Raw genomic sequence first — 26,855 nt, 5'->3', positions numbered from 1 at the left:
AAAAGAAAGCTGCAAGGTTCCATTTTAGAGAGTGTTCCATCATGTGAGCAGTGTGTAGTCCAGATAGTACAAAAGCACCTACTCCCAACGCACGTCGGTAATGCAGCGGTGCTGACCATAATCTGCTGATGGGGCGAGCAATAAGCGCCATAATCAAACATATCAGTGCAGCGTGTCCGGTATAATCTACCATTGTGTCGCCAGTGCGTAATAACGTTATCACTCCAATGGTGAGAGTGACCCAACCGCCCAACCGAAACAACTGACTACGCCTGTCTTTACTAACTAAAAAGGTTGAGACGCCTATAAATAACATAGCGGGTAAGGTCCCAATACCAAAAGCTAGCATTGTTGCTGCGCCTTTCCAGAGATTGCCCGTTTCCGCAGCTTTAATTTGAGCAGCATACAAGAAACCACAAGGCATTAGACCCCAAGTCATCCCTAATAAAGCTGGTGTCCACCATCTTGTGTTAAGGGAAAGTTTCATCATTCCTGTACTTAAGCGATTGTGTAAACTTCCCTGCAATATCGGATGTAAGAGCGGAATACGCGGCAAAAAATCAGGTTTAATTTGTCCTAAACCAAACCAAATCAACATAATGCCAGTGATAATTGCTATCCAATGGCGTAATTCACTCCCAATACCTGCCATTTGCCCACTAGCAAGCAATACAGAGCCCAGCAGCCCAATACCAGCACCAACCAAAGCATAGCTGATTATTCGTCCTAGGTTCAGGAGAATGTGAAAATGTAGCTGCTGTCGCCAATTGCGAGTTTCTTGCTTAGAAGATAACGAAAACGCCACAGATAAAGGACCACACATCCCCATACAGTGACCGAAACTTCCTAGGAAACCTAAGGTCATGATGAGTAATAAATCTAACATGTTCTTAAGAGGGAGGAGGGAGCAGGGGGCAGGTGAGCAGGGGGGCAGGGGAGTCGGGGATAAGCGCTATTCTAGGTTAAGGGAAGCATAAATCAAGAGTAATGAAAAAATTGATTTGGTTGATGCTGTTGGTTATTACAACAGTAGGTATGGTAAGTTGTAGCGGGTTTATTGAGCCGACGCATCAGCCACTCATAAGAGAAACCGTGAAAGTGGAAAAATCAGAAACACAAGTTGAGTCTAAGGAACTTACCAAGACTCCACAGGTTTCTGCAAGTCGGTTGTTTAACCATATTCAAAGGTTGAATTTTACGCGCTACACCCCGGCGGAGCGATCGCGTACTCGAAGTTACATTACATCTGAACTCAAAGAATTAGGCTGGAAACCCAAACTGGAAAAGTTCACTGATGGTGTTAATATTCTAGCCGAACGACAGGGTAGTGATAAAGAAGCAGGAACTATTCTTGTGGCAGCTCACTACGATACAGTTTATATTTCACCTGGTGCTGATGACAATGCTAGTGGAGTAGCTGTAGTTCTAGAAATTGCTAGACTTCTCGGTTCATACCCTACACCTAGGACTCTACAGTTAGCCTTTTTTGACAGGGAAGAAGCAGGACTTATAGGTAGCAAAGCTTTTGTGAGCAAAAAAGCTCATTTGCAGAATCTACGCGGTGTTATTGTCGTAGATATGATCGGTTTTGCGTGCCACACTGTTGGGTGTCAGAAATATCCCGTAGGTTTACCCGTCACTCCACCCAGCACTCAAGGTGATTTCTTGGCAATAATTAGCGATGTAGAACACTCTTCGTTACTAAGTGCGTTTGAGAATTCAACTAGTTCGTCAATCGCGTTGAATAAGAGAAGTAAGAGTGGATCTCTGTTGCCACCTATACTAACACTGCCAATACCCTTCAAAGGCTTGCTAACACCAGATGTATTACGTAGCGATCACGCTCCATTCTGGTATCAAGGGGTAGGTGCTGTACTAGTGACAGACACAGCTAATTTACGTACACCGCATTACCACCAATCTAGTGATACACTGGGAACAATTGACCGTAAGTTTTTTACTGGTTCTGCTCAGATTGTCGTAAATGCTACCCTAAAATTATTGGAGAATGAGTGACGGCTCCCCTGCTCCCCTCCTCCCCTGCTCCTCTGCTCCCTGCTTTACCCTGTGCAGCAATATTCGATACGAGAAAAGAGGCTTTTTTCACCTTCTAAAGTACATCCACGATGCACTAATCCCGGAAGGTGTGCTACTGGTGCGGTAAGGTCAAAAGTTAGATCTTTGTAGTTTATCCAACCCTCTTGGCTTCTCCAACCAATTTGGTCACTAAAGAGTTCCCAAAATTTTCGATTATAATCGGTTGGTTCCCCTAGACTCTCATAAATAGACTTTTGTACAGAAAATCCAAACTGCCCACCGCTGTATTTTACCCAAAGTTGGTCGATGGTACACAGGTCTTCACAGGGTAAAATATTAATGTCCTGTTCTCGAAGCCAACCTTGGTCTTCTCTTGCAGCAAGTATTAGCATAAGTCGTAATGTTTCTTTATCAGCTTCTTGCCATTCTCCTGCTGCAAGTAAATGCTCTAACTGAGTGTAGTACACCTTAGCAGTGACTAAATCAATACCATTATCCAATTTGAGATTGAGGGTTGGGGCTTGAGGAATAAAAGAAATTGTGTTGCTTGGTATTACTAATTCCAACCACTCGCGAACAGTCTGAATTCTATCTTCCGGTTCGAATGCCATCGCTGCCATAATAGCATCATTGACTCTATCGCTAATGGCAGGGTTATGTTCTTTTGGTGGTGGTAATTGTGCGTATTTTCTAAAATTCGACGGAAAAGGCACTTCATCTGTAAGCAAAGTATACAGCGTTGCCGCTAAAGCATACACATCTGTATACGCACCAAAATTTCCTTTTCTGTCATACTGTTCAATGGGTGCATATCCTTCTGTCTTTGAATTAGTCATGCTTCCGCTTTGCCCAAACCTAAATTCACGGGCTAGACCAAAGTCTATCAACACTGCATGTAATGTACCACTTCGCAAGAGAATATTGGCAGGCTTGATATCTCTATGAAGAAAACCTCGCTGGTGGACATAGTCTAATGCTTGTCCAATTTGGTCTATATAGCGTAGCGCTTCTGATTCAGATAACTGTCCATGCTCTTGAAGATAAGCTTGTAAATCTTGCCCGTCAATATATTCCATAACCATCCCCCATAGTCCTTGTTCTTCTATCAGTTCATAAACTTGGACGATATGGGGATGAGCGCATCTTGATAAACGTAAAGCTTCGTTAACGAATTTTACCTGCTGCTGCTGGAAATCTGGTTGACTTTGTTGGATGTGGTTTAGGGTTTTGATGACAAATAATTTGCCTGTGGACTGTTCGACCATGCTATATGTAATACCATAGCCACCACTACCAAGGACTTTTTGAATGATAAAGCGTCCGTCTTGTAGAGATTGATCAGGTGTCCAAAGTATCATTAGGTAGCTACGCTCTCACTTGAGATAACTAAATACTATTCTACTTTTTTGTCTCTCTCTTCTCAAGCTTGAGGCTGTACACACCCAAATCAGATACGTGTATAATATATTTTATTTTAAAAGCATCAAACATTGAACGTACTTAAAAATTACTACTGTCAATTAAAACACATTTAACAAAGCTTGTTTAAAATCCCTTGCGCTTTTAAAGTGGATTTCTGGTTTCTCAACCAACGCTAAATCAATAACCTGAGCCAATTCTTCGCTAATAAACTGATCGCGCTGGCGAATAGGTACGGGATCATTTTGTAACACGGCCAAAAAGCGATCGCCGCCAAAAAAATTACGAGGGAATGTTCCCGTAAGCATATAGTATAGACATGCCGCAGCTGCCCATACATCTACTTCTGGCTGGACATACTTATAATTTAATAATTGCTGACGGCACATCAAAACAGGAGTACCTGCTCTAGAACCTGTTAAAGTTTGACCGCTTAAACCTGCTAAATCAAACGCTTTTGCTAAACCATAATCTCCAATTTTCACTGTTAGTTTATCATTAACTACAGAGAGAAAAAGATTACTTGGTTTTAGATCTCGGTGAACCAAGCCTTTACCTTTACCAAATTTTCCATTGCTCAATTTGACATTAGGAATTTCTGCATTGTGTGCGTATTCTAACCCGTCCAAGACTTGCAGAATAATTGGTACAGCAACATCGACTGATAACTTTCCTTTATGTCGCCGCATTAAATCACTAACTGTACCGCCTTCACAATACTCCATTGTGAAAAAGAAAATACTTTCAGAGTAACCATAGTCAAGCAACCTTACCACATTAGGATGCTGCAAAGCTTTCGTATTTTCTGTTTCTCTGAGAAACATTTGTATAGCCAATTCATTTGCAGCGATAGCGGGTAACATTACTTTCAAGGCGACCAATTTTTTTGTGTTCTTCTTCTGTGCTAAGAAAACCTCTCCACAACCGCCTTTTCCTATCAGTTGGATAAGACTATAACCGCTAATAGCGATCAGATTTTTGTTCCCACCGTCTGCTAAACCTAATAAGCGTTTTACATATTCCGGCAAATTAGCTGATGGGGTTAAGTTTTGGTTAACATTGTTAATATCAACTGTAGACGGTAAAAATTCGGAAACGTTAATAAGTTCTGGAGAGTTTTGAATGCTGATTACAAAAACCGTGTTACCCAGTTGAATTTGATCTCCATCTTGCAAATCATATTCTGTAAATTGGAGCTTTGCGGCTTCTTCTGGCGTTTGGTTAGATTCGCGTTGCCCAATTCGGTTACCATTAACAAAAGTCCCATTTCTACTACCAAAATCCCTTACTCGAATAGCTGGTGGGTTGATATCTAGCAAGCAGTGATACCGGGAAATGATACGATGCTCTTCATCATCCGGTAGTTGTGGATTGCAGTCTTTTGACCTGCCAAGGATACATGTAGTACGCGAGTCAAAGACATATTTCCGTCCCGATAATTTGCCCTTGGTGATCGTGAGCGTGATTTTTGCAGGCATTGGCTTGATTATTATCTTTGTAAGTAAGAGCGAGGAATAAGCACTATTCTAGGTTAAAGGAAACATAAATCAAGCTGATAAAAAAATGCTGTTTGTGATACACCACTCAGTGTGGTGTATTATGGCATGTTTGCTAATGTACTCGTAATCTCTTTAAGAGAATTTAGCAATTTTTTAGTTGACAGGGTACGTAGTTATATTTATAATAGTCTTGATCCGGATGATCACAAAGTTGTATAGAACAATTCTTGTAAGCGCAAACTTCACGGATCAAGAATAAAGTCTTTTGGATTGACAAACATGAACGCTCAAACATCTTGATTAGTTGCTCTGTTTACTATAACTGTAAAGAAAATTACGCAACATTTAGAAGAATCAGGAACCGCGTTTACGTGACACCGCGTGAATATTCTTAGTAAGGATAACTACACAGCTAGATATTTGTCTAGTGGAGGTGGTTGGTAAAGTTTTGACACTACCAGATAAATATGATCTGTTTTGTGATCTGAAGAAAGCCATTTCCTAATCAACGTTAAATTCGCGTAGCGTATTCTCATGTTTATGGCTTGGTTTGTCTTATCCCAAAGAGAAACATTACACAAACAGATTATATAGAGATTCTTGTAGAAATCCTGACCTTTTAAAGCAGGGAGATGTCAAGCTGAGCGGTTAAGTTGTCATGCTTCAAGAATATATCAGCATTGCGCAAAGCAAAATTGCATCAATGACATCTGAGTGAAAACACTTTAATTTATGTATGGAGGTTATTTGTGGCTAAGGAAAAAACTTACTCTGGAATCACAGAAGAAATTTGGGAACGTATTAAAGTAACGACTGAAGCTGAACATAAAACTATCTACTCATTAGGTAATCCAGGAACCGCTACCACTGAAACAGTAGTAGGTCAACTTGTTCTTGAATATAAGTTTGATACTGCTGAAAAGAACCTTCAGTACAAAATTCTGAAGAAACCTTTTTTAGCAACTGAAGCTCAAATTTGGGACACGCTTGATAAATCAATTCAGAATTGTTTGCCCGTCCAATAAATAGCTATTTTTTACCTACACTGTCTCTCTTTGATGGTGTAGGGCTTTTTTGTGACTATACTATCAACATTCAATTTCAATTTGATTGGTTTACCAGCCGACCATCTTCCATATGAACAATGCGGTCAGCAATATCTAAAATACGATTGTCATGAGTTACTAGCAAAATAGTACATCCTTGCTCTTTTGCCAACTGTCTCATTAGGTCTACAATATCTCGACCAGTTTTACTGTCTAGTGCAGCAGTGGGTTCGTCCGCTAAAACTATTTTGGGATGACTCACTAAAGCACGGGCGATCGCAACTCTTTGTTTTTGTCCTCCTGAGAGGTTTTCTGGGTAATAGTTAACTCGTTCACCCAACCCAACTTCCTTCAGCATGACTTCAGATTTCGCGATCGCCTCTTGTTGGCTAATCTCCTCGTGTAATTCAATTGACATTTGTACATTTTGCCTAGCTGTCATAAATGGTAGTAAATTATGAGCTTGGAAAATATAACCAATGTTGCGACGCGTTCGCACCATTTCCTCTTCATTAGCCCCATTCATTTCTTTATCTAAAATTTTAAGACTTCCCTCTTGAACAGAGCGTAGAGACCCAATTAATGATAATAAAGTTGTTTTACCAGAACCAGAGGGACCAGTCATGATAATAATTTCTCTTTGCTCAATTTCTAAGTTAATGTCAATTAATACCTGTTTTTTGAGAGCACCAGTACCAAAGTAATGGTTTAAATTGTGAATAGCTATCACAGGTTGCATAGATATCTAGCCTTTAAAAAATATCAGCCGGATCTGCTGCTCTTAGTTTATTTACCGCAGTTGCACCAGAAATCAAACACATCAATATGGTTGATACCATTACAAATAATGCTCTACTAAAATTCATTGCAATAGGAAGCAAAGTTGCTTGTTTCGCAAATTCGTACTGAATTACAGAGATCATAAAACCTGGTATATAACCCATAATTGCAATAAATATAGCCTGTTGTATAATCATAGACAAAAGATAATTGTGACGATATCCCATTGCTTTGAGAGTGGCGTACTCAGGGAGATGTTCAGAAACATTTGTATAAAGAATCTGATACACAACAACCATACCAACAATTATTCCTAAAGCTACTCCTAAATTAAAAATAAAGCCAATTGCTGTGCTGCTTTGCCAATAATTTTTCTCAAAGTTAATTAGTTCTTCTTTCGAAAGAACTTTAACATCTTTAGGTAAATATTGACGTAATTTTCTAGTAAATTTCGTTGCATCGTTTCCTGGTTTTAATTTAATGACTCCAATATCAATAAAGCCTTTATGACGATTACTAAAAATCCTGAGAAAATTTAAATGACTAGTAATTAAATTACCATCAGCACCAAAAGATGTTCCTAAAGTAAATAATCCAGCAACTTTAATTTTACGATTGTTACCACTTTGGGTAATTTCTGTGGTAACTTTTCCTTCTTTTTTAAATTGAGAGACAATCGAACCAAATTCTGACCGAGAACTTTGGTCAAATAAAACCATATCTGGTATTTTCAAAGTATCTATATTTTCTGATACTCCTGGAAAACTCAATATTTGATGCCGCAAGTCAAAACCAATGATAAAAATATTGCGCCAATAATTTTTGGTTTCAGGATTTTTCCATTGACCAAAATCCAAATAAATAGGTGTAACAAAATCCACCTCATCAAATGCCAAAGCTTGTTTTAATCTTCTTTCAGAAAATCTTGCCATTGCAATTAAAGAGGTAGACCTTGGACTAATTAAAAAGCAATCACCTTGTAACCCTTGATGAAGACGAACAGCACTATCAAATAAGGCATCACGAATACCAAGCTGCATAAAGATAATCACTACAGCAAAGATAACTCCTGAAAGTGCTACTATTAAACGTATTTTTTGGTACCTCAGTTGTAACCAAGCTGCAGGTAATTTCTTAAACATGGTTTTTTTACCATAGTAAATAAATGTGAATTAAATTATCAAGAATGTGAAATATTTGCTTCACGAGAATTAGTGTGAATGATGGCATTAACCTGTAAGTTAGTTAAGGCTGCTACTTTCTGACTTGCTTGCGGGTCAAGGCGAATTTTCACTTCAACTACTCTGGCGTCTGCATCTGCGACTGGATCAGTGCCTAGTGCATTTTTTGTCCCAATTTGTAGACCGATTTCGTCTACAGTTCCCTTTAAATCACCTAAAACGCCATCACTTTTGATAGTTGCTCGTTGACCTAGACGAACTTTAGTAATATCTGTTTCATAAACCTCTGCTTTAACATACATTTGCTCGGTTTCGCCTAGTTTAACAATTCCATCAGTACCAACAACCTCACCAGGCCAAGTATAAACTTTCAGAATTTGACCATTCCTAGGCGATCGTACATAAGCTAAATCCAAATCCGCTTGAGCTTTCAAGACAGCAGCTTGTGCTGCTTCTAGCTGTGATTTTTGTACTTGCACATCTACAGAACGCACTTCTGCAACTGAATCTAGAGTTGCTCGCGCCTCTTTGATCTGCTTTAACTCTGTTACTATAGTCCGATTAAGATTAGCTTTTGCCTCGGCAATCTGCTCAGCGTAAGTTTTAACAATTCGCTTAAGATTGGCTTGGGCTTCATTTAAGCTTTGTTGACTAGTTTCTTGTTGGAGACAGATTTTGTCACGCTGTTGATCTGAAACTGCTCCACCTTTGTTTAGGCTCTGATAACGCTTACAATCAATTTGGGCGTTTTGTAACTCGGCTTTTAGGCGGTCAATTGTCGCTTGTTGGGCACTTTTTTCTCCAAACAACTTCGCCTCTAAAGTGCCAATAGTTGACTTTTGGATGGCTATTTGTCCTTCTAACTCAGATTTTGAACGTTGAAATCTTTCCTTTTGAGCTTTAATGTCACCCTTTTTCGCTCCAGCTTTTACCTGAGCTAGCTGTGCTTGAGCAACTTCAACTTGTTTGAGAGCCTGTTTGACTGCAGCTTCGAGGCGATCTCGGTTGTCAAGAATAGCAATTACTTGACCAGATTTAACCCTATCTCCCCGATTTACTAGCAATTTGCTGACTCGCGTACCTTCAGAGAAAGCAGGAGCAGATATATTAATTGCTTCTCCCTTTGGTTCCAAATACCCTGTAGCAGCAACAGCACTAACAATCACGTTGTTGGTTGCGGGATTTTTTTCTTTAACATGGAAAAATAAAGCATTAGAGACAATTGCTGCACCAGCCGCTAAAGCTGTAACAACTGGTAAAGCAATAAGTAGTGGAACTTTAAGTTTTGAGAGTGAATGATTTTTATGCACTGACTTCTGCACCATAGCTTTAGTCTTGTTATATCGGTCTAACTGACCGAGATGTCAATTACTGTATATTTAAATACACAATTAAGTTTATGCACTTTTTTGCATATCAATGTATATTTATGCTATACTCAATTAGTTGCATATGTCAAGACATTGGCTTTGGTGAGTGAAGGTTAATACAAAGGAACTAAGGACGCATAAGGGCACTGATTTGTATCTCTCGCAAGCATGATGCTAATATGCAACTTTTTGTATATCAAAGTATATTTAGATTCTACTCAATTAGTTGCACACTATGGCTTTAGACCACGCAATTTTAGCTTTTTTAGGTGAATGTACTTATAGTGGGTACGATTTGACTAAGAAGCTTAGTTCAGTGGGTTTTTTTTGGACAGCAACCCACCAGCAAGTTTACCGTGAACTAGCCAAGCTAGAAGCTCAAGGCTGGGTTAAATCAGAGGTTCTTGCTCAAGAGAACCGCCCTAACAAAAAGCTCTACAGCGTCACAGATCTTGGAAGAAAGGAGCTAGCTGAATGGATTGCTCAACCCTCCGAACCTACTTCTGTCAGAGAGGATCTTTTAGTTAAAATCTTTGCTGGTTATCTAGTTCCTAAGCCGGTAATTATTGAAGAGTTAAAGCGTCGTCGTAAAATTCATTTAGAAAAGTTATCTGCTTATCAAGACTTGGAACGACAAGATTTTGGCAATATTGAAAATTTGGCTTTAGAAAAACGATTTCGCTACCAGGCTTTACGTAGAGGTATTCGCTATGAAGCAGATTGGGTTGAGTGGTGCAATGAAGCTATACAAGTGTTAACTAATATGATGTCGAGTTGAAGCCGAGTTGTTGCATCTTTAATTTGTGTATGAAATGCGGGTTTTACAGCCCGCAGTGTTCTATGACATTAATCTTATGTTTTCGTCTTATTGTGCTATCACCCGGTCAAGCACTCGATCAGGCAGAAATTTGCTAACTAGGGCTGCAAGTTTTGCATCACGTCCAACGAGGTAACGAGTCTTCGGATTCTTCGATGTAAGCGCGTGTGCAACAGCTTTAGCAACAAAATCAGCTTGAATTCCGGCTTTACTTGATTTGAGTATAGATTTACAAGCAGATGCGATCGCGCCACTGTAGAGATTTCGCTCATAGGGAGGAAGATTCGCTGCAGTTTCATTTCCGATAGATACAACCTTGTCCCAAATTGGTGTTGCTACATAGCCAGGTTCAATGATTGAGACAGAGATACCCCAAGGTCGGAGCTCCATCCGAAGTACATCCGTCAACGCTTCCATTCCAAACTTTGCAGCACAGTTGGAACCCAAAAATGGTACCGCCACTTTACCTATAATTGAGCCTATATTGACAACCCGACCTTGGCTCTTTCGTAAAAGCGGGAGAAAAGCCTGAGTAACTGCAAGCTGTCCAAATAAATTGACTTCAAACTGATGCCGAAGTTCTCTAATTTCTAGTAACTCTAGAGGGCTAATAATCGCTGTACCTGCATTATTAACTAAACCAGCTAAGCCTATATCGCTAACAGCCGCAGCTATAGTTTCTGCTGCCAAGGTGATAGAAGCACCATCGACGATATCCATCAAAATAGGAGTGAACTCTGTAGATGCTATTGCCTTCAAAGCATCAGCATCTGCTTCTTTTCGCACACTAGCAAAAACCCGAAATCCCAGCTTGTCCAGATGAAGTGCACATGCTTTACCAATTCCTGTAGATGCTCCCGTAACAAATACGGCTTTTTTAGTAGCTATAACCATAAGATTGACCATTTTTTGAATTCAAAATTCAAAATTAAGAGGAAAAATTTTTTGAATTAATTAATTCCGGGTACAGGCACCCACTGAGCAATTCAAAGTTCAAAATTCAAAATTCAAAATTATTTCTTCTATTTTGAATTTTGAATTTTGCATTTTGAATTGTTTTGACTGGGGGATTAATTCTTTTCTGTTTTAATCATCTGTTTTTAAACTCGACTTTCCTCTCCCCCAATTCCAAGATATGTCTCGTTCCTGTTCTTTGTGTTCACTAGACAGGCGTTTAGTAAGAGTCAGGACGACGGATCTACCAGCGCTGTCTGGAACTAACTTAGCAATCTCAAGCCCATCAGCGTTATATAGCGTAATTGTGTCAGTACTGACATACTCAATAGAATTTTGAGGGAACTGTGTGAGTGGTGTCACTGTATGCAAAGTGATAGGAGTGTTGTTGTGTAATGTACCCTCCGGGGTTCCTTGGATTTCCAAGAAAACATTAAAAACACTATCAGCTAGAGATAGATTATCCGTCTTCTGTGTGATTGATCCTGATGAGTATAGGGACTTCCTTGAAGATGGAGAAGCAACAAGGTCAGGAACTCCATCACCTGCAACAACAGTTATCGAAGGACTCAAGGGAGATGCTCCAGTAGCTGTCAAGTTTACAATCTCGGTTTTGATCTCACCGTTTTGCCAAGTCCAACTGTTACCATTCTTTACTAGCTTACTAACTGGCCATCCTCTCAAAATCTGTGCCTGACCAGAGAGTTGTGTAACGAAACTTAGACCTTCGTATGGACCACCGGAAACACGAATGTTGATACTCACAGAATCATTGAATTCGTTAAGACCAGCTGGACAAGTTTCCACCCAATAATGACCTGGTCCACAAGTGAAAGATTCGGCATTGGCAGGTGGAGAAACCTTAAGGACTGTCAATGCTGTCAACCCTACGATAGCTGCTATTGATTTTGCTAGACTGACGGTTTTTTTGATAGTCATAGATACCTCGTTGATGTTATTGATATTGAACTGCTTTAACCATTTGGCGAATGGCATTTATCACTAAGTCAGGTTGATCAATCGGAATAAAGTGACCACTTTGTTCAGCGATGATCAGCCTACTTGTTGATGATAGGGTTGCTAAATCTGCTTGTAGTTCCTGCCAGATTCGCTCTGAGTTTTCTGCTGTGTTAGCTGGCAAGTGAGAAAACATATCGGGTATCCCGTGTGATAAAACGGTTAGCGGTATGTTATTGAGTGAAGCTATAGACGTAAGCTGTGCTGCATTCTTTTCTAGAGACGCAGTTTCAGCAGAAGCTGCATCAAAGGTTTTACTGACGAATTTGGCGAGGATTTGTGGTTGAATCTGTGATGGCAACTTCTTGACAAAATCTGGTGCAGCCTTCGCTCCTACTAGCTTGATGAGTAGGTTCAATATTCCTAAACGAGATGTTATTGACAGAAGACGAAACTTCTGCAGTGTCTGAGCCATCATTGTTTGAAATTCAAAGAAAGGTCGTGAATAGATGTCCTCATTGATTGCATCTACCAAGACTATTCCGGCAACTTCGTTAGGGTATTGATTGGCGAATAGCCGTGCAGTCAGTCCGCTGAATGAGTGACCGACTAAGATATAAGGACTTTCAATTCCAGCATTGGTTAGTAGAGTGTGCAATTCCAAGACAATTTGCTGGATAGTGCGAGGTGTTGGAGCAGGATCACTCCAAGCATATCCAGCACGGTCATAGGTACATACACGGGCAAATTTAGCAACCTCTGGCTGTACCAGGCTCCAAGTTAATGACCAACCAGCAAGTCCGAAGTCCATCACTACTGTGGGGCTGCGGTCATCTGTGCGCTCACCAGAGCAGTAAATATGCAGTTTATATCCCCCTACATCAACTAACTTACCTGGAGGTGAATACTTATATTGGTCACTAGTAGTAGCGATCGCTCCATAAAGAACACCAACACTTAATAGTAAAAGAATCAGTATACTGATTTTAGTTAATAAGTATACCACAGTACCACCTGTTTACAACATTTTATACTTGAAAGAAACTCTTTACTTTATTCTCCTGACTAGAACTGCCAGTAGATGAAAACTCCTGGCTTACCATTGATTAAAGTCAAGCAAAGACAACACTTACGAAGATTGTCACATTTCCAACAGTATATAGGAATTCCACAACCATGAGAAGAGTGTGGTATAACTTTTCGCAAATCTTCAAAAGTAACATTCTTAACTGAATTCATTTTCGATAAAGCTTCAGCAAGAATGAATATTGAACCAATTTCACCTAAACCTCTGCCTTCAAGTGAAAGAATACTGCCAGACTGAAGTTGGTTGAGTTCAGATTCAGAAATATTCAATCCAAGGAGATTGGCTCCCTTGAGAAGTTCTTGAACGTTTACACTTTCCAATAAATCAGGCATATTGTTATCAATTAAAAGCTTATATATTTGTTTATGTTTTTAATGAAACTTTTCAATACCAAAGGTTAAAGAACAGGGAGAACTCGAAAGAGATCTGAACGCCAATGCCCGTCATACTCCTTGCTCCCCCTGCTTGTATAAAGCGTAACTTGTCGAATACTTTTACAAGACTGGAACTTTTAAGGTATCTTCTTGGTTTAATTGCTCAGCTTTTTCATTAGCCCAAGGCTGTAAAATCCCTTGATATCGATAGCTTTTAAACTCTTTGCGCATTTTTGCTACACCACTGTTTGCAGGAACACCTATATTTTGGAGATGGAAAATCAACTCACCTAATGCGCATTGGACTGATAAGCCCAACATGCGAAAGAGGTGGTAAAGGTTACGTGGATTAAGTACTTCGCGAAGCCCAAAACCTTTCCACAGAAACGTCACATACCAAACCGCAATGTAAAAGAAAGCCTGTTTCATGCTTCCAAAAACATTACAGCGCTTAGGTTCCAATTTGGTGTTTTCTAAAAAGTCATCAAAATGCTTATACGCATAATAACCCCATATTAGTTGATCTGCGCGAACACCATCCATCAACCCTATATTTGCATTCCGCTCCACCAATCGGTTCAAATGCTCGTACACATTAGTGAAGATGCCATTGGCACCTATACTAATTTTGAAAGGCTTAAGAAATGTAGGAATGAACTTAAGATCCAAATGCCATTTGCCTACGTATAAAGGTATCAGCATCCCGAACCACCACATATACTCAAAGTAGATGCGCCAGCTCATAACGCTAGCATGACCCAGTTGTTTGGAGTGATGGCGGTAAAGTTGGTTGACGCTGTAGGTATACGTAAGCTGAAAATCGTTATATGCCTTTCTTTTTTCCTCTGCGTCTTTCTCACCAGCTAATTTGGCACGGATAATCTCGGTCACACTCTCAATAGCATGTGCGATCATCGTTGTACCATAAGAATAAAAAGCATCAAATATACAAGCTGCATCGCCAAGAACATACCAGTTATCCTCGGAAAACATGGTTTTGCTGGTATGGGCGATCCGTGGCAAATAGTGGAAATCCACATTCTCACCACTCATGATCAGCTGATAAAGTACATTGTGATTCTCTTTGAGGAATGCATAGAATTTATCAAGAGTATTGATAGAATTCGCAGGTATTACATCATGATGCTGAATAATACCAATTGACAACTCTAGTGGATCTGTATCGATGGGAATCATCCATAACCAGTGACCATGACCAAACCAGTGATTGGTACAGTAATAGTGACTGACTGATGATCCTGTTGGATCATAACCACTATGAAAGATTGTGCGATCAATATTTTTGACCCGTAAAAATGCTGTTCCAGTGTTGACTCCTAACAGGTTTTCTGGACCAAACAAAATATTGTCAGTCTTTTTTCCAATGATAAACTTGCGACCTGCTGCATCAACAACATGTTTAGCTTTAATTTCTATATCTAGGTCGTTGCCTTTGATTTTAACTGTCTTTAAAGCATCACCAGGGGTTAGATCTACATCAACCACACGACCATTGTAGAAAACAGCCCCCATATCCCTGTTCATCTTGAGTAAGTCTTGCTCAAACTTAGATCGGTGGATATGAAAGGTCGCAATAGGGGGCTGTCGATTGATCCAGATGTGATAATAATCGTCTGTAGATGTTGTTTTTTCTGGATCTTTAGGCCAATGAAAGTTTAGTCCAGCCTTAGGCGGATGGTTTTCGATCATGTATTCATAAAGACCTAACTCTTTGCAAACCAACAAAGCTGCAACTTCAATCATCGATTCACCTAGTTTCAGGTCTTTGTCTGTCCGTTCTTCTGAGCGGGGATCAACTAGTGCAATTTTGATGTTAGGAATATTAAGAAGAAGATGTCGCGCTTGGCAGTTCCCTGCAAATCCTGCACCCATGATTACAACATCATACTCTTGCTCTTGCAATTGATTACCATTTATTGCGGATTGGGACTCGATTGTGTGCATTAGTAAATCCTTATTGAATCTTGTTTTAATGAGTTATCTCTATGAAGATGCACGCTCTTTTAAAGGTCAGAGAATGTACAACGTCATAGAGAGAGAATGAGAAAGAAACTAGACTGATACGGATAGTTCTTGAACTTTTGAGAGTTCTTTGTCCTTTGCCGCTGTTTCCTGGCTGGAGAGTTTATGATTGTCCTCACTCCAGGGTTGTAATTCAGACTGATATTGGTAGTGTTGAAACTCTTCGCGGGTTTTTGCAACTTGAGTATTGGCAGGAACACCTCTCATCTGATATCGGTATAATAGTTCACCCATTCCAGCATGAGCGGACAATGCCAATAGTCGGAAGAAGTTATATAGGCTCCGTGGGGCTAGTAACCCAGCAAGACCGAAACCCTTCCACTGGAACATCATGTACCAAATAGCAACATAGAAGTGGGTATATTTTATACCAGCAAAAACATTACAGTGATGAGGCTCAAACTTTGAGTTAACCAAAAAGCTATCAAAATGTTGAGCAGTATAGTATTCTCCGACTAATTGGTCTGCACGATAGCAATCCATAAAGCCAATATTGGTGCCTCGTTCAACCAATTTGTTAAACTGTAAGTATATGTCTTTGAACAAGCCATTCATATTTCCCTTGATTGGCTTTATAAATGTGGGTAGAAATTTCGTATCTAAGTGCCATTTGCCAACGTAGAAAGGCACAAGCACGCCGAACCACCACATATACTCAAAGTAGATACGCCAGCTCATAATGCTAGCATTACCTAAATGTTTAGAGTGATAGCTCATTAGACGGTTCATGTAGCGAGAGAAGGTAAGGTTAAACTCATTGTAGGCTGACCTTTTTTTCTCTGCATCAGCTTCATTTGCTTGCTTAGCACGGATAATCTCGGTGACACTTTCCATGGCAAATGTAGCCATCGTCGTACCTAAAGAATAAAAAGCGTCAAAAATGCAAGCAGAATCACCAACTACATACCAGTTATCTTGAGAAAACATGGTTTTACTGGAATGAGCAATTCTAGGCCAATAGTGAAAGTCTACGTTCTCACCACTCATGATCAGTCGGTAGAGCATATTGTGATTGGTCTTAAGAAATCCGAGGAACTTATCTAAGGTATTGATCCGATCTGCAGGTATTACATCATGATGTTGGATGATTCCTATGGATAATTCTGTATCTTGCATCTCTGTGGGAATCATCCACAGCCAGTGTCCATGACCAAACCAATGATTAGTAGCATAATAATGGCTTGTGCTAGTACCCGTTGGGTCATAACCATTGTGGAAAATTGTGCGATCCACGTTTTTGACGCGTAACCATGCTGACCCTGTATTAACCCCAAACAAATTGTCTGGACCAAACAGAAGATTATCAGTTTTGTGTCCTATGATAAACTTGCGACCAGCAGCATCAATCACATGTTTGGCTTTCAGTATCTTTTTCTCTGAGCCAACCTTAATTTTTACAATATTGAGAGCATCACCTGGGGTAAGATCCACATCAACGACACGACCATTGTAGAAGATGACTCCCATATCTTTGTTCATCTTCAGCAAGTCCCGCTCGAACTTGGCTCGGTTCATTTGAAAGGAAGCAATGGGAGGTTGTCTATGCGTCCATATATGATAATAGTCGTCAATAGATTCGGTTTTAGTTGGGTTTTTAGGCCAATGAAAATTCAGCCCAAACTTGGGTGGGTGGTTTTCAACCATGTATTCATAAAGACCTAATTCCTTGTAGACAAACAGAGCAGCAATTTCAACCATTGATTCGCCAAGTTTCAAGTCTTTATCGGTACGATCTTCAGGGCGTGGATCAATTAGGGCAATTTTGATGTTAGGAATCTTAAGAAGAAGATGTCGGGCTTGGCAGTTACCTACAAATCCTGCTCCCATGATTACAACATCATACTCTTGCTCTTGTAATTGGTTATCTTGCGTTGGCAAAGATACTTGGGTTGTGTGCATGAGTAAATCCTTATTTAACTTGTTTTAAAGACTTTTAATGTGGTTAGTCCAAGCAGGACTAACCGCAACTTAGTTAGCTATTGCTATTTGAGGTTTTGTGTTGTTGGTTCATCTATTCTTGATAAAGATGAGCGCTTTAACCATTTGTTTATTTGTGGTGCTTGCCACATCCATAAACCTGTTAATGCAACAGTAGGAAAGATAAAAGCACTCATGACCAAGACAAATTTGGGATCATTTCTCCATGGAGAGTAGATGAACATGCCTAAACAACCTGAGGCTATAAGATGCATGATACGCAACCAGTTTCGCTGTTTTGTGATGCTCATATGACGTACTTTGACTAATGTTGAACAGTTTTTTGTGGAGTGGTTAGTTTGTTTACCACGATAGGATGAGATCGTTTGAAGATAGTATTCCTTCAAAGGTACGCAACACTTTTTCTGGCCAAGGAGCCGCTACAGCAGTTCCATCAGGGAGACGCTGTGCCCATACAACCTCTTGTTGACCTATATGCAGTTTCTCTAGTTGACCATTTGGCTGTTCACGGAAGAACTCAAAACTAAACACAGCTCCATACAGCGAAAAGGATTGTACAGAAAGAACAACACGAACACGATCAAATGGCATTGCTTCCCGCAAGTAGTCCATTTGGCTGTACAGGCAAATCATCTCGCCTCTTGGCTCTGAGACCCGTAAATACTCAGGTGCTACTGAATATAAGAAGAGATCTCGTACTCGTCCTTGCCAACTAAAATAGTTTCCGTAGTAGACGTTACCTACCAAATTTGATTCTTCAAGCGTAGTTTGAAATGTTTCGGCGCGAAGTACCTTCCGATTACTAGAACCAGAAGAAGTACTATAAATTAAGCGACCCGATTCTAGCTGAGAAAGACTGGCAGGTAGTGGTGGGAGATTGAGCAATGAAGGGTTCTTCAGGTCAATAGTTGCTGGGGTCTTTGCACAAAAACGATTGAGGAATTCATCAAGGTATTCTGGAAACTTTCTTGGGGCAGGAACTCCGTAGTCAACTAAACGTACCCAAGTTGCTTTGACTTCGCCAAGGGCTAACCGTTCTAGAGAGTTATCTGGTAGAACTTTACAAAACTCAATATAGCTGTCAAAGGTAGAACCCACTACATTTCCTAACCAACAGCGAGCCTGGATAACATCATAAGTTGTTGCTTCGCCTACAATGCGTAGACTGACCTTGTTGGTTACCATTCCCCATTCACTGAAGAAATCCGAGACCAACTGTGAGCCAATTCTCTCCATAGCAAATTCACGAATTTTTCCGATCCAAGAAATGTATTGAGAGAAGAATACACGGCGACTGATACTAGCACTCTCCTTAAAGGAAACCTGAAAACGCTGTTCGTAAACTTGCTGACCTTGTGGTCCGTCGTCAGTGTAGCGTATTCTGTGCCTGTCACTATGTTCGACAGGGCTAGAAACATCATTACTTGATGAGACGCTCGGTATCCCTTCACTTGTGATTTGTTCTGGGGAAACGATTACAGCTATCATCCTTTCTGAACCACGTGTTAGCCTGATCGGTAAAGTCAGAACAAAGTATAAACCTTGCGGTATTTGTGTTCGTAAAAGTACTGCATCTCCTTGCTGCTTTTCAACTGAGAACTCTGGATTTACTCCGTTGAAAGCTTTCCTTATGGATTCTAATGCTGACCAGACACGAGTTGCTGCGCGATCGCGTGACTCCCCACTTTTTACTAATCTATCCACAACGGAACTACGCAAAGTACCAAGAATCGCCATCCAGTCATCTGCTGTCCGATTAGCTACTGGCTCGATATCGCATCCTTGTGGAGTTGAGCCAACTACACATAAACAGTAGCGGTCATCGTGAGACAGTGATAGATTAAGCCCTTGTGTGATAGCTCCTGAGAATAAGGGTTTTCCTGATGGTAGAGTCTCAATCTCAAAAACAATATCCTCGCTTGGAGGTAATCCTAGCTGCGTCTGTAGTGCGCGGGTAATGATTGGGCGCTGTCTTTGGCGTCGCTGTTCTAGAGTTTTTGGCTGCAAATTAGATTCAAGACCAAGGGAAACTGTTGGCAGGTTTAATCCTAAAGCCTTGCAGTTAGATTGCAAGATGTTTTGGAGATTTCGCTCATCTCGTGCTTCTGGGAACGCCAGTTCAACAGCCGTCGGGTTTTCTGGATGTTCTTCAAGAATACGTAGCCGATAGCCTGTTAAATGTTCTACCACATGTCCCTGATCATCAGTAGCAATAACCTCACAGAAATACTCACGACCTTCTCGCTTGTTGAGAATTGCTGTAACTATTCTCGAACTACCTTGTGCTGTTACTGATGGATTGTGGAACAATTCAATTTTGTCAATATGTACTGGCAAACAAATATCTTGAGGAATGTTAAGCTGCATTGCTTGCAATAGAACATCTCTAAAGTATGGGTCGCCAAGTACAAGGGATGTGTCGTGAGCGATCGCAAAAGTTTCGTTCCCCAACTCGCTAGAAGACACAATATTGGCTTGAAACAAGCTCTTTTCTCTACTCAGTTGGAAAATTGAACTCATCCTTTGGAAACGTGTACCTTGAAAAAGTAAGCTTCCATAAAGATCGGTCAAGGGATTAATATCAAGTGCTTCACCAAATTCTGGTGCAGCTATATCACCAACTTTCGGATCACCTAAAATAAGTGTCGCCGCAAAGTGATCAGAGGTAAAACCAGTTTGCTCCGTCCGAATACCAGCTTTAACCCGTCGTTCTCCAGCAGCATCAATTTCCGACACTTCAACATGTATCTCAATTTCAACGCCTTCAGTGGGATCAACAACCACCGGTCTTTGTAAAGATACATCTTCGATACGAATAATAGACGGCTGCTGCTCACCAGTTACATAAGCCGTGGCTTGTGCCATTGCTTCAAGCCCAAAAACTGTTGGGAAGAGATATGAACCACGATAGATATGATCTTGTACATAAAGGTCACGCTCCAAGGTCAGGCGTGTGCGAACTTTAAGTTCTACACCTGGTTCACAGTAGTTTACTTGCTCTATGAAGCGAAGGTTTGCAGAAGGCTGTAACAGGACAGGAGACCAAGTGTCTAAACCTCCTAACCGTGCAGCGATCACAACTTGCTTGGCTCCGGGATCAGATGTAAACAATTGTACAAAGCGATTAACACCTTCTGTTGTTGGGATAGCTTCTATTCCCATCCGACCCAAGTTTTCCATACTACCCATGCGGGCTCCCATTCCAACCTCACTCCACACACTATAGGCGACAGATTGGACATTTGTCTGTGGGTGGTCAACTTCAAAACGGCGCAACATCAAATCTAATGACTCGTTGGAGAATGCATACAAGGCATTTCCAGGCATCCCGGTCACACCAATAATTGACGTAAAGGCAATAAACAACTTTGGTGGAGCCGATCCTAGGGCTTGGAGGAGATTGTAAGCACCGAGTACCTTGGGAGATACTTCAGTTACCGCATCTTCAAGACTAGCTTGTTCAAAACGACGGGGTTTGTTAACTCCTGCACCATGAATTACAGCACTGATTGAGCCTAAATCAGCAGCTACTTGGGTTACTAGATTTGCAACAGCATTATAGTCAATAATATTGCAAGAGTAATAGCGACAGGTTAGACCTTCACTGTTGAATCGTTCAAGTGTGCGTGCGACCTCTTGATAGCGCGCATCAGTGCTAGAAATTGGAGAACTGCCAACTAAAGCCAGTTTTGCACCTGTAATACGCGCAACAGCTAAAGCACATTCAGCAGTAATTCCCTTAGCACCGCCGGTGACCAAAATCACATCCTGATCTGACCAACTGTGCTGTCTTTGCACATATTGTAAAGGTTGATCGAGACGAGCCTGCGGTTCTAACCTCTCTAAACTGGCGTTATATCCTGCTGTAATACAAGCCGCGTTTCCTGACAATTCTCTAATAACTAACCCTGCAGCACGAATTGGCTCGATAGTCTCACACAGATCAATTACTCGAACACGAAGGTCGGGTCGTTCATGGTGAATGCTTCGTGCAAAAGCAGCCGCACAGCATACCTCAGGACTTGTTATTGTTGTAGTAGTACCAAAATAACCACCGCCAAATTGCACATAAGCTATACAAGACTTACGCGCTCCTCCTGCTCTCGATGGGGTAGCAATGCTTTTTAATCGTTCCACCATCCGGGAGAGAGATATCACTTCATCCTTGTCTTGAGAAGTCGTTTGTGGAAGGACGGCAATTCGATGGGAAAACTTGGCTGTGTTGCTTTTGTGGGAGAGGTTACTATAACAAGCTACCTCAACGCTTGCCCCGAAAGACAAAAGTTGCTCACGTAATGCTCTAACAATTTCGATTTCTTCTCTATCAGCAACAATGAGAACATTTGCATCCTGCCAATTTTCCGTCTGATCTTGTAAATTGGATGGTACATAATTGATAGAAAAGTTTCGTACCCAGTTAGAGTTGCGATCGCCTTTGGTTTGTGAAGTTTCTGCTGGTTTGGAAGATCCTATACTTACAGATTTGTCTGATTCCGCCAATGCTTGGCGAAGTGCAACAGATACTTCTCCTAAGGTCGCATTTGCTAGTGTAGAAGGATCTAGCTTGCCTCCTACACCAACCTGCTTGGCAGCAGTAGCCACCATATCTGCTGCTTTAATCGAGTCGAGATTCAGGTCATCCAGCAACTTAGATTCTAGAGAAATTGTATCTAATGGGTAACCAGTTCGTTTTGCTACTAGATCTAGTAGTACTCCTTCAACAGCGGTGCCTTCAGAGGATTCTCCAGAAGCAGCGTAAATAGCTGTCGCTACGTCAGTTAGACTTGCATTTGATAGCTCAGAGGGATCAAGCTTACCTTCTACACCAACTTGCTTGGCAGCAGCCGCAACTAGTTCGGCCGCTTTAATTGAATCAAGATTCAGATCATCTAATAATCTTGATTTCAGAGAGATACTATCTAATGGGTAACCAGTTCGTTTTGCCACCAGCCCCAATAACTGTTCTTCTATTTTGGATCTGGCTGTTTTACCGTTCGTTCCTCCCTTAGAAGCTTTAGTCACTTCAGAGATCGCTGCCTTAACTGCTGCTTCCAACTTCGACGGAGATTTATTTAGTAGAAATCCATTATTTCTAAATAAACCTGGATCTATAGTGACACCAGTTTTGGAGGTAAAGGGACGCTCACAGGGATTGTCTATGAACAGACGCCCAGAAACAAAAGGACGGACGAGACGGTTGTCGTAGAGGTTAGTCCAATTGATTTCAACACCGTGAACGAAAGCAGCAGCAACAACTTTGTTCAAATCGCGATCAGCGTTTGGTTTTGAAGCTACAGGTAAGCAAGCACGATCAGTTCCAAGAATGTCTCTAACCAATCCAGAAAGCACACCAGCTGGCCCTACTTCAATCATTAAGTCGCACACTTGCTGCATTTGTTCCACGACACGGACAAAATCCACTTGGGCAAGCAACTGGGAAGAAAAATGCTCCCGTAGCTTAATTCCCTGCTCGACTGTAGCATCGCGCATGCTGGAGATGATTTTTAATTGAATTTCACCCAGTACTTCCGGTATACACTCGTTGTTTGAAATTTGTTGTGCAGCAGTAGCTACTAGTTGAGAATGGAAAGCATTGGAAACTGGCAACCGCTTCGCAGTTATACCCTGCTGTAATGCGAGCTTCATAAGTTCCTCAACTGCCTGCTTCTCACCAGAGACTACTATTTGGCGTAGACTATTGATATTAGCAATGACCACGTACCCAGAGACACCTTTAATGAGTGTCTTTGCTGTATCTTCTGTGCAAGCAAGACTGACCATCGCTCCTGGTTGTTCGGCAGATGCCATCATAGCTTGTCCTCTTAGTGTCGCCAACTTGATAAGGTCGGCTTCGTTAAAGGCTCCAGCTAAATGAAATGCTGTTAGTTCTCCTAAGCTATGTCCACCTACGACGGAGGGACGAATGCCCAAACGATCTAGATATCGTGCATACAGCACAGATGCTAGACATATAGCTGGCTGTGCAACCTGAGTGTCAGAAAGCTCCTGTTTCCATCGATCAATCTCTTCTGAACCAGATGCACGGTCTAGTGGGCGGAAGATAATAGATGATATAGGTTTTCCACCTGAAAGTGTAACCCACTCATCTGCTTGAGCCACAAGTTCCCTTGCCCAAGTGTACCGCTCAACTAGTACCCGCGCCATCAGCAATTGCTGAGAGCCTTGACCAGGTATTAAGAAACCTAAACGATTTTTGTGTACACGATTACTGACCCAAATATCTTGCTGTTGATTGATCCTGATTTCTCCTTCTTTTGGAGGGTCTTGGTGTAAGATTTCAACCAATGTATTTAGGCGATCGCTCAATGTTTCTGGAGTATTAGCGACGAGTGCTGCACGAACTTCAGTAGACTCTAAAGCAAGTTTCTCGCTTAAATCTGCTGCAAGATCGACAAAATCTCCCAAGCTCAGAGACTCAACTGATGGTGAAAGTGCTTGCACTTTGCTTAACAGTTCAGGAACAGACGATGCACCAAATACAAACACTTCACTTTCCTGATTAGAAACCAGAAGTGCACGTTCTTCAAAAGCTGGTGCTAGCTTAGGGGAAGGTAAATCTCCTGATTCCAAAGTTACATGGGAATTGATCCCCCCAAAACCCATAGCAGATACCCCAACATGCAGCGTCTTAGTTGGCTTCTCAACCTTTCCCAGCAAAATCGGGTATAAGACACGTGCAGAGGTGTCAAAACTGTTGTTCGGCTCTGTGCAGCCAGCAGTGGGAGGCAAAACGCGCCGATTTGCAGCGATAACTGCCTTAATAAAAGCTCCAACACCTGCAGCCGCTTTAGTGTGCCCAACAATAGATTTAAAAGAAGTAATCCCACAGCTTCTATCAGGAGCAGTGCCATAACTTTGAATTGCTGCCGCCAATCCCTCAATCTCGGTCTTGTCTCCTACTGGAGTGCCTGTTCCGTGCCCTTCTACAAAGTCTAGAGTTTGGGGACTATACCCAGCCCGCATATAAGCACGTCGAATGGCTGTTGCTTGCCCATTGCGGCTAGGTGCAGTTATGCCACCTTTTCCATCAGAGGAGATCCCCCAACCACGAAGAACTGCATAGACGGTGTCACCTGCGGCGCGAGCATCTTTTAGCCGCTTCATAACTACAAATCCACAGCCTTCACCAGGTAGAAAACCGCTAGCGCGCTTATCATAAACATTCATATCGCTTTTTGTCAAAGCGCCAGTTTTAGCAAAACCGATCAGTTCAAAAGTATCCAGACTAATATCAACCCCGCCTGCCAGCACCATATCCAGATCACCATTAGCTAGGTAATTGGCTGCAGTACATACTGCTAGTAGCGACGAAGAACAAGCACCATCTACTGTATATCCACCACCATGAAAGTCAAAATAGTTACATATCCTGCCAGCAATAGTATTTGATAAACCACCCGCAAGAGTGTCTTCTGTGGTTGGCGGAAACACGGACTTGTAGAATTCTTCCATTGTTGCTACAAGTTCTTGCTGAATACTTGTTGGTAAACCCTTAGCATTAGCAGAAGCAAGAAGTGTTCTCCGTATAAAAGGCCAACGCAAACGCATAGTGTGAGAGCGAGTCCACTCACCAGTAAGAGTATTGCCCAAGATCACCCCGGTGGCGTTACGTTGTACTGTCTCACGGGTATAGCCAGCATCCTGCAAGGCGGACTCAGCTACTTCTAATGCCAACCATTGAGCAATATCTGTACATATGTATGTTTGGTGCGGAATGCGCTTCTTTGCCCAGTCAAAGATAAAGCCATCAATTAAAGCTGCTCTTTGCCCATAGGTCTTGTCAGGGGCTTCTGGATCTGGGTCATAATACTCCTCAAGTGGAAGCCGCACGTCTGGTATACGACGGAACTCACGACGACGTGCCAAAACATTTTCCCAAAGCTGCCGAGGTTCTTGAGCTCCTGGGTACCAACAACCAATTCCGACTACAGCTATCGGTTCACAAACGCTGTTGTGCTGGTCAGATTTTTGAGAAAACGAGACTGCTACATCGTGAGCAGGTTGCTTATGACCATTCATTATTTTATACTCTGAGTGTTGTTTAGTTTTAGGCAGTAGTATTTACTCTTGGTAAAATAAACTACTGTCTTTTCTCTCTATAACGCTGTTGACAAATTTATCGCTGTATCAAACTGCTTGAAGTTTCCTAATGCAGTTGCAATAGCTTTAACATCTGAATGCGAAATTTAAAATCAACCTGAGATTGATAGTTCTGGAGTTTTTTCCTCTTCGAGGGAACTCTGGTCTTGTTTGGCTGGAGTCAGATCAGATAAATTGTGAAGCCAAGGACGTAACTTAGGTTGGTATCGATAGCTTTTAAATTCTTGCCGCATTTTCTCTACTTGAGAGTTAGCAGGAACCTTTTTAGTCTTGTAACGATAGATTAGCTCACCCACAGCAGCTTGAGCGGATAATGACAACATATGGAAAAAATAATATATGTGCCGTGGGTTAAGTATACCAGCAAGACCGAAGCCTTTCCATTGAAACAGTACATACCACAAAGCAATGTAGAAGTAATCGTGTTTCATCCCTGCGAACACATTACAGTGCTTGGGCTCAAATTTGCTATTTTCCAAAAAGTCATCAAAGTGTTTGAGCGTATGATACTTTCCTATGAGCTGATCTGCTCGGTAGCAGTCCATGAGACCTATATTTGCACCACGGTCTACTAGCTGATTGAACTGCTTATATACATCAGCAAAAATTCCATCAGTGTTTTTACGAGCAATTTCCACGTATTTACTGACAAAAGTTGGATCTAAATGCCATTTACCGATAAACATCGGCACATTTACTCCAAACCACCACATATACTCAAAGTAGATTCGCCAGCTCATAACGCTCGCATGACCTAATTGTTTGTTGTGATGACGATACAGACAATTGACCAGTCGAGCGTATTCAAGATTGAACTTGTTGTAGACAGTTCGCTTGTTTTCAACGTCAGGTTCACCAGCAAGTTTGGCTCGGATGATTTCTGTCACACACTCAACAGCAAATGCAATGGTTGTGGTTCCGTAAGAGTAGAAGGCATCGAAAATATACGCTGCATCGCCGATGACATACCAATTATCTGGAGAGAACATCGTTTTGCTGGTATGTGCAGGTCTTGACCAATAGTTGAATTCTATTTGCTCCCCACTTTTAATGAGCTGGTAGAGAACATTGTGATTTGCCTTCAAAAACTCGTAAAACTTCTCTGAAGTGTTAATTTTTTCCGCAGGGATCACATCATGATGATGCATCATCCCAACCGATAATCCCATTGGTTCCTTATCAGTAGGAATCATCCACAACCAATGACCTTGCCCTACCCAGTGATTAGTGGC

17 protein-coding genes and 1 pseudogene are annotated in these 26,855 nt (G+C 41.4%); 3 read left to right on the top strand and 15 right to left on the bottom strand.

The features are described from left to right. Positions 1-886: urease accessory protein UreH domain-containing protein (locus G4P69_RS29355; RefSeq protein WP_208353011.1), on the bottom strand; the 886-nt coding region annotated here is incomplete at its 3' end. A 101-nt stretch (positions 887-987) separates the two neighbouring features. Between G4P69_RS29355 and G4P69_RS29350 the strand changes: the two genes are divergently transcribed. After that, positions 988-2,016: a M28 family peptidase gene (locus tag G4P69_RS29350; RefSeq protein WP_208353009.1), complete on the top strand. Its 1,029-nt coding sequence runs from the start codon at positions 988-990 to the stop codon at positions 2,014-2,016. 44 nt (positions 2,017-2,060) lie between these two features. Here G4P69_RS29350 and G4P69_RS29345 read toward each other — a convergent pair whose 3' ends face one another. Continuing rightward, positions 2,061-3,395 carry a serine/threonine-protein kinase gene (locus tag G4P69_RS29345; protein ID WP_208345600.1) on the bottom strand — a complete coding sequence of 445 codons (1,335 nt, stop codon included), beginning with the start codon at positions 3,393-3,395 and terminating at the stop codon, positions 2,061-2,063. A gap of 162 nt (positions 3,396-3,557) precedes the next feature. Next, the gene (locus tag G4P69_RS29340; protein ID WP_208353006.1) at positions 3,558-4,934 is read right to left on the bottom strand and encodes a protein kinase domain-containing protein; all 1,377 of its coding nucleotides are present in this window, start codon (positions 4,932-4,934) and stop codon (positions 3,558-3,560) included. Between the two features lie 770 nt (positions 4,935-5,704). Here G4P69_RS29340 and G4P69_RS29335 point away from each other — a divergent pair. After that, a complete protein-coding gene (locus tag G4P69_RS29335) occupies positions 5,705-5,980 on the top strand; it encodes a hypothetical protein (RefSeq protein WP_208345855.1) in 276 nt (91 codons plus the stop codon). Between the two features lie 76 nt (positions 5,981-6,056). On the opposite strand, the gene G4P69_RS29330 is transcribed toward G4P69_RS29335, so the two are convergent. From G4P69_RS29330 to G4P69_RS29320, 3 genes are read right to left on the bottom strand one after another with little or no spacing between them, the layout of a single operon-like run. Further along, complete coding sequence (locus tag G4P69_RS29330) at positions 6,057-6,740, bottom strand: DevA family ABC transporter ATP-binding protein (RefSeq protein ID WP_208345856.1); 684 nt, start codon at positions 6,738-6,740, stop codon at positions 6,057-6,059. Between the two features lie 13 nt (positions 6,741-6,753). After that, positions 6,754-7,923: an ABC transporter permease DevC gene (devC, locus tag G4P69_RS29325; RefSeq protein WP_208352999.1), complete on the bottom strand. Its 1,170-nt coding sequence runs from the start codon at positions 7,921-7,923 to the stop codon at positions 6,754-6,756. Positions 7,924-7,961: 38 nt separating this feature from the next. Continuing rightward, the gene (locus G4P69_RS29320; RefSeq protein WP_208352996.1) at positions 7,962-9,287 is read right to left on the bottom strand and encodes an ABC exporter membrane fusion protein; all 1,326 of its coding nucleotides are present in this window, start codon (positions 9,285-9,287) and stop codon (positions 7,962-7,964) included. A gap of 280 nt (positions 9,288-9,567) precedes the next feature. Here G4P69_RS29320 and G4P69_RS29315 point away from each other — a divergent pair, with 280 nt between their 5' ends. Beyond that, on the top strand, positions 9,568-10,110 hold the full coding sequence (locus G4P69_RS29315; protein ID WP_208352987.1) for a PadR family transcriptional regulator: 543 nt from the start codon (positions 9,568-9,570) through the stop codon (positions 10,108-10,110). Between the two features lie 87 nt (positions 10,111-10,197). Here the strand turns inward: G4P69_RS29315 and G4P69_RS29310 are convergent, their stop codons facing one another. The 9 genes and pseudogenes from G4P69_RS29310 to G4P69_RS29270 form a co-directional block, all read right to left on the bottom strand. Beyond that, a complete protein-coding gene (locus tag G4P69_RS29310) occupies positions 10,198-11,043 on the bottom strand; it encodes an SDR family NAD(P)-dependent oxidoreductase (RefSeq protein ID WP_208352984.1) in 846 nt (281 codons plus the stop codon). Positions 11,044-11,235: 192 nt separating this feature from the next. Continuing rightward, complete coding sequence (locus G4P69_RS29305; RefSeq protein ID WP_208352976.1) at positions 11,236-12,042, bottom strand: hypothetical protein; 807 nt, start codon at positions 12,040-12,042, stop codon at positions 11,236-11,238. Between the two features lie 16 nt (positions 12,043-12,058). Continuing rightward, positions 12,059-13,066: an alpha/beta fold hydrolase gene (locus G4P69_RS29300; RefSeq protein ID WP_208352968.1), complete on the bottom strand. Its 1,008-nt coding sequence runs from the start codon at positions 13,064-13,066 to the stop codon at positions 12,059-12,061. Positions 13,067-13,125: 59 nt separating this feature from the next. Then, positions 13,126-13,479 (bottom strand): hypothetical protein, encoded by a 354-nt coding sequence (locus G4P69_RS29295; protein WP_208352965.1) that lies wholly within the window; start codon positions 13,477-13,479, stop codon positions 13,126-13,128. A 162-nt stretch (positions 13,480-13,641) separates the two neighbouring features. Then, positions 13,642-15,486 carry an NAD(P)/FAD-dependent oxidoreductase gene (locus G4P69_RS29290; RefSeq protein ID WP_208352960.1) on the bottom strand — a complete coding sequence of 615 codons (1,845 nt, stop codon included), beginning with the start codon at positions 15,484-15,486 and terminating at the stop codon, positions 13,642-13,644. 108 nt (positions 15,487-15,594) lie between these two features. Then, complete coding sequence (locus tag G4P69_RS29285; protein WP_208344402.1) at positions 15,595-17,463, bottom strand: NAD(P)/FAD-dependent oxidoreductase; 1,869 nt, start codon at positions 17,461-17,463, stop codon at positions 15,595-15,597. Between the two features lie 83 nt (positions 17,464-17,546). Then, on the bottom strand, positions 17,547-17,792 hold the full coding sequence (locus tag G4P69_RS29280; RefSeq protein ID WP_208344401.1) for a hypothetical protein: 246 nt from the start codon (positions 17,790-17,792) through the stop codon (positions 17,547-17,549). A 52-nt stretch (positions 17,793-17,844) separates the two neighbouring features. Further along, positions 17,845-25,542 carry a type I polyketide synthase gene (locus tag G4P69_RS29275; protein WP_208344400.1) on the bottom strand — a complete coding sequence of 2,566 codons (7,698 nt, stop codon included), beginning with the start codon at positions 25,540-25,542 and terminating at the stop codon, positions 17,845-17,847. A gap of 173 nt (positions 25,543-25,715) precedes the next feature. After that, positions 25,716-26,855, bottom strand: a pseudogene (locus G4P69_RS29270) (tryptophan halogenase); the annotation flags it as partial.

Source organism: Aetokthonos hydrillicola CCALA 1050 (genome assembly GCF_017591665.1).
In the GTDB taxonomy this organism is placed as follows: domain Bacteria; phylum Cyanobacteriota; class Cyanobacteriia; order Cyanobacteriales; family Nostocaceae; genus Aetokthonos; species Aetokthonos hydrillicola.
Note: the sequence above shows the minus strand (reverse complement) of the source record. Positions and strands in the feature narration are given on the sequence as shown.

Excerpts from the sequence above, each read along its gene's own strand:
- G4P69_RS29350 (WP_208353009.1), top strand. The coding sequence starts at position 988 with ATGAAAAAATTGATTTGGTTGATGCTGTTGGTTATTACAACAGTAGGT.
- G4P69_RS29330 (WP_208345856.1), bottom strand. The coding sequence starts at position 6,740 with ATGCAACCTGTGATAGCTATTCACAATTTAAACCATTACTTTGGTACT.
- G4P69_RS29305 (WP_208352976.1), bottom strand. The coding sequence starts at position 12,042 with ATGACTATCAAAAAAACCGTCAGTCTAGCAAAATCAATAGCAGCTATC.
- G4P69_RS29310 (WP_208352984.1), bottom strand. The coding sequence starts at position 11,043 with ATGGTTATAGCTACTAAAAAAGCCGTATTTGTTACGGGAGCATCTACA.
- G4P69_RS29280 (WP_208344401.1), bottom strand. The coding sequence starts at position 17,792 with ATGAGCATCACAAAACAGCGAAACTGGTTGCGTATCATGCATCTTATA.
- G4P69_RS29295 (WP_208352965.1), bottom strand. The coding sequence starts at position 13,479 with ATGCCTGATTTATTGGAAAGTGTAAACGTTCAAGAACTTCTCAAGGGA.
- G4P69_RS29320 (WP_208352996.1), bottom strand. The coding sequence starts at position 9,287 with ATGGTGCAGAAGTCAGTGCATAAAAATCATTCACTCTCAAAACTTAAA.
- G4P69_RS29340 (WP_208353006.1), bottom strand. The coding sequence starts at position 4,934 with ATGCCTGCAAAAATCACGCTCACGATCACCAAGGGCAAATTATCGGGA.
- G4P69_RS29345 (WP_208345600.1), bottom strand. The coding sequence starts at position 3,395 with ATGATACTTTGGACACCTGATCAATCTCTACAAGACGGACGCTTTATC.
- G4P69_RS29290 (WP_208352960.1), bottom strand. The coding sequence starts at position 15,486 with ATGCACACAATCGAGTCCCAATCCGCAATAAATGGTAATCAATTGCAA.
- G4P69_RS29285 (WP_208344402.1), bottom strand. The coding sequence starts at position 17,463 with ATGCACACAACCCAAGTATCTTTGCCAACGCAAGATAACCAATTACAA.
- G4P69_RS29315 (WP_208352987.1), top strand. The coding sequence starts at position 9,568 with ATGGCTTTAGACCACGCAATTTTAGCTTTTTTAGGTGAATGTACTTAT.
- devC (WP_208352999.1), bottom strand. The coding sequence starts at position 7,923 with ATGTTTAAGAAATTACCTGCAGCTTGGTTACAACTGAGGTACCAAAAA.
- G4P69_RS29275 (WP_208344400.1), bottom strand. The coding sequence starts at position 25,542 with ATGAATGGTCATAAGCAACCTGCTCACGATGTAGCAGTCTCGTTTTCT.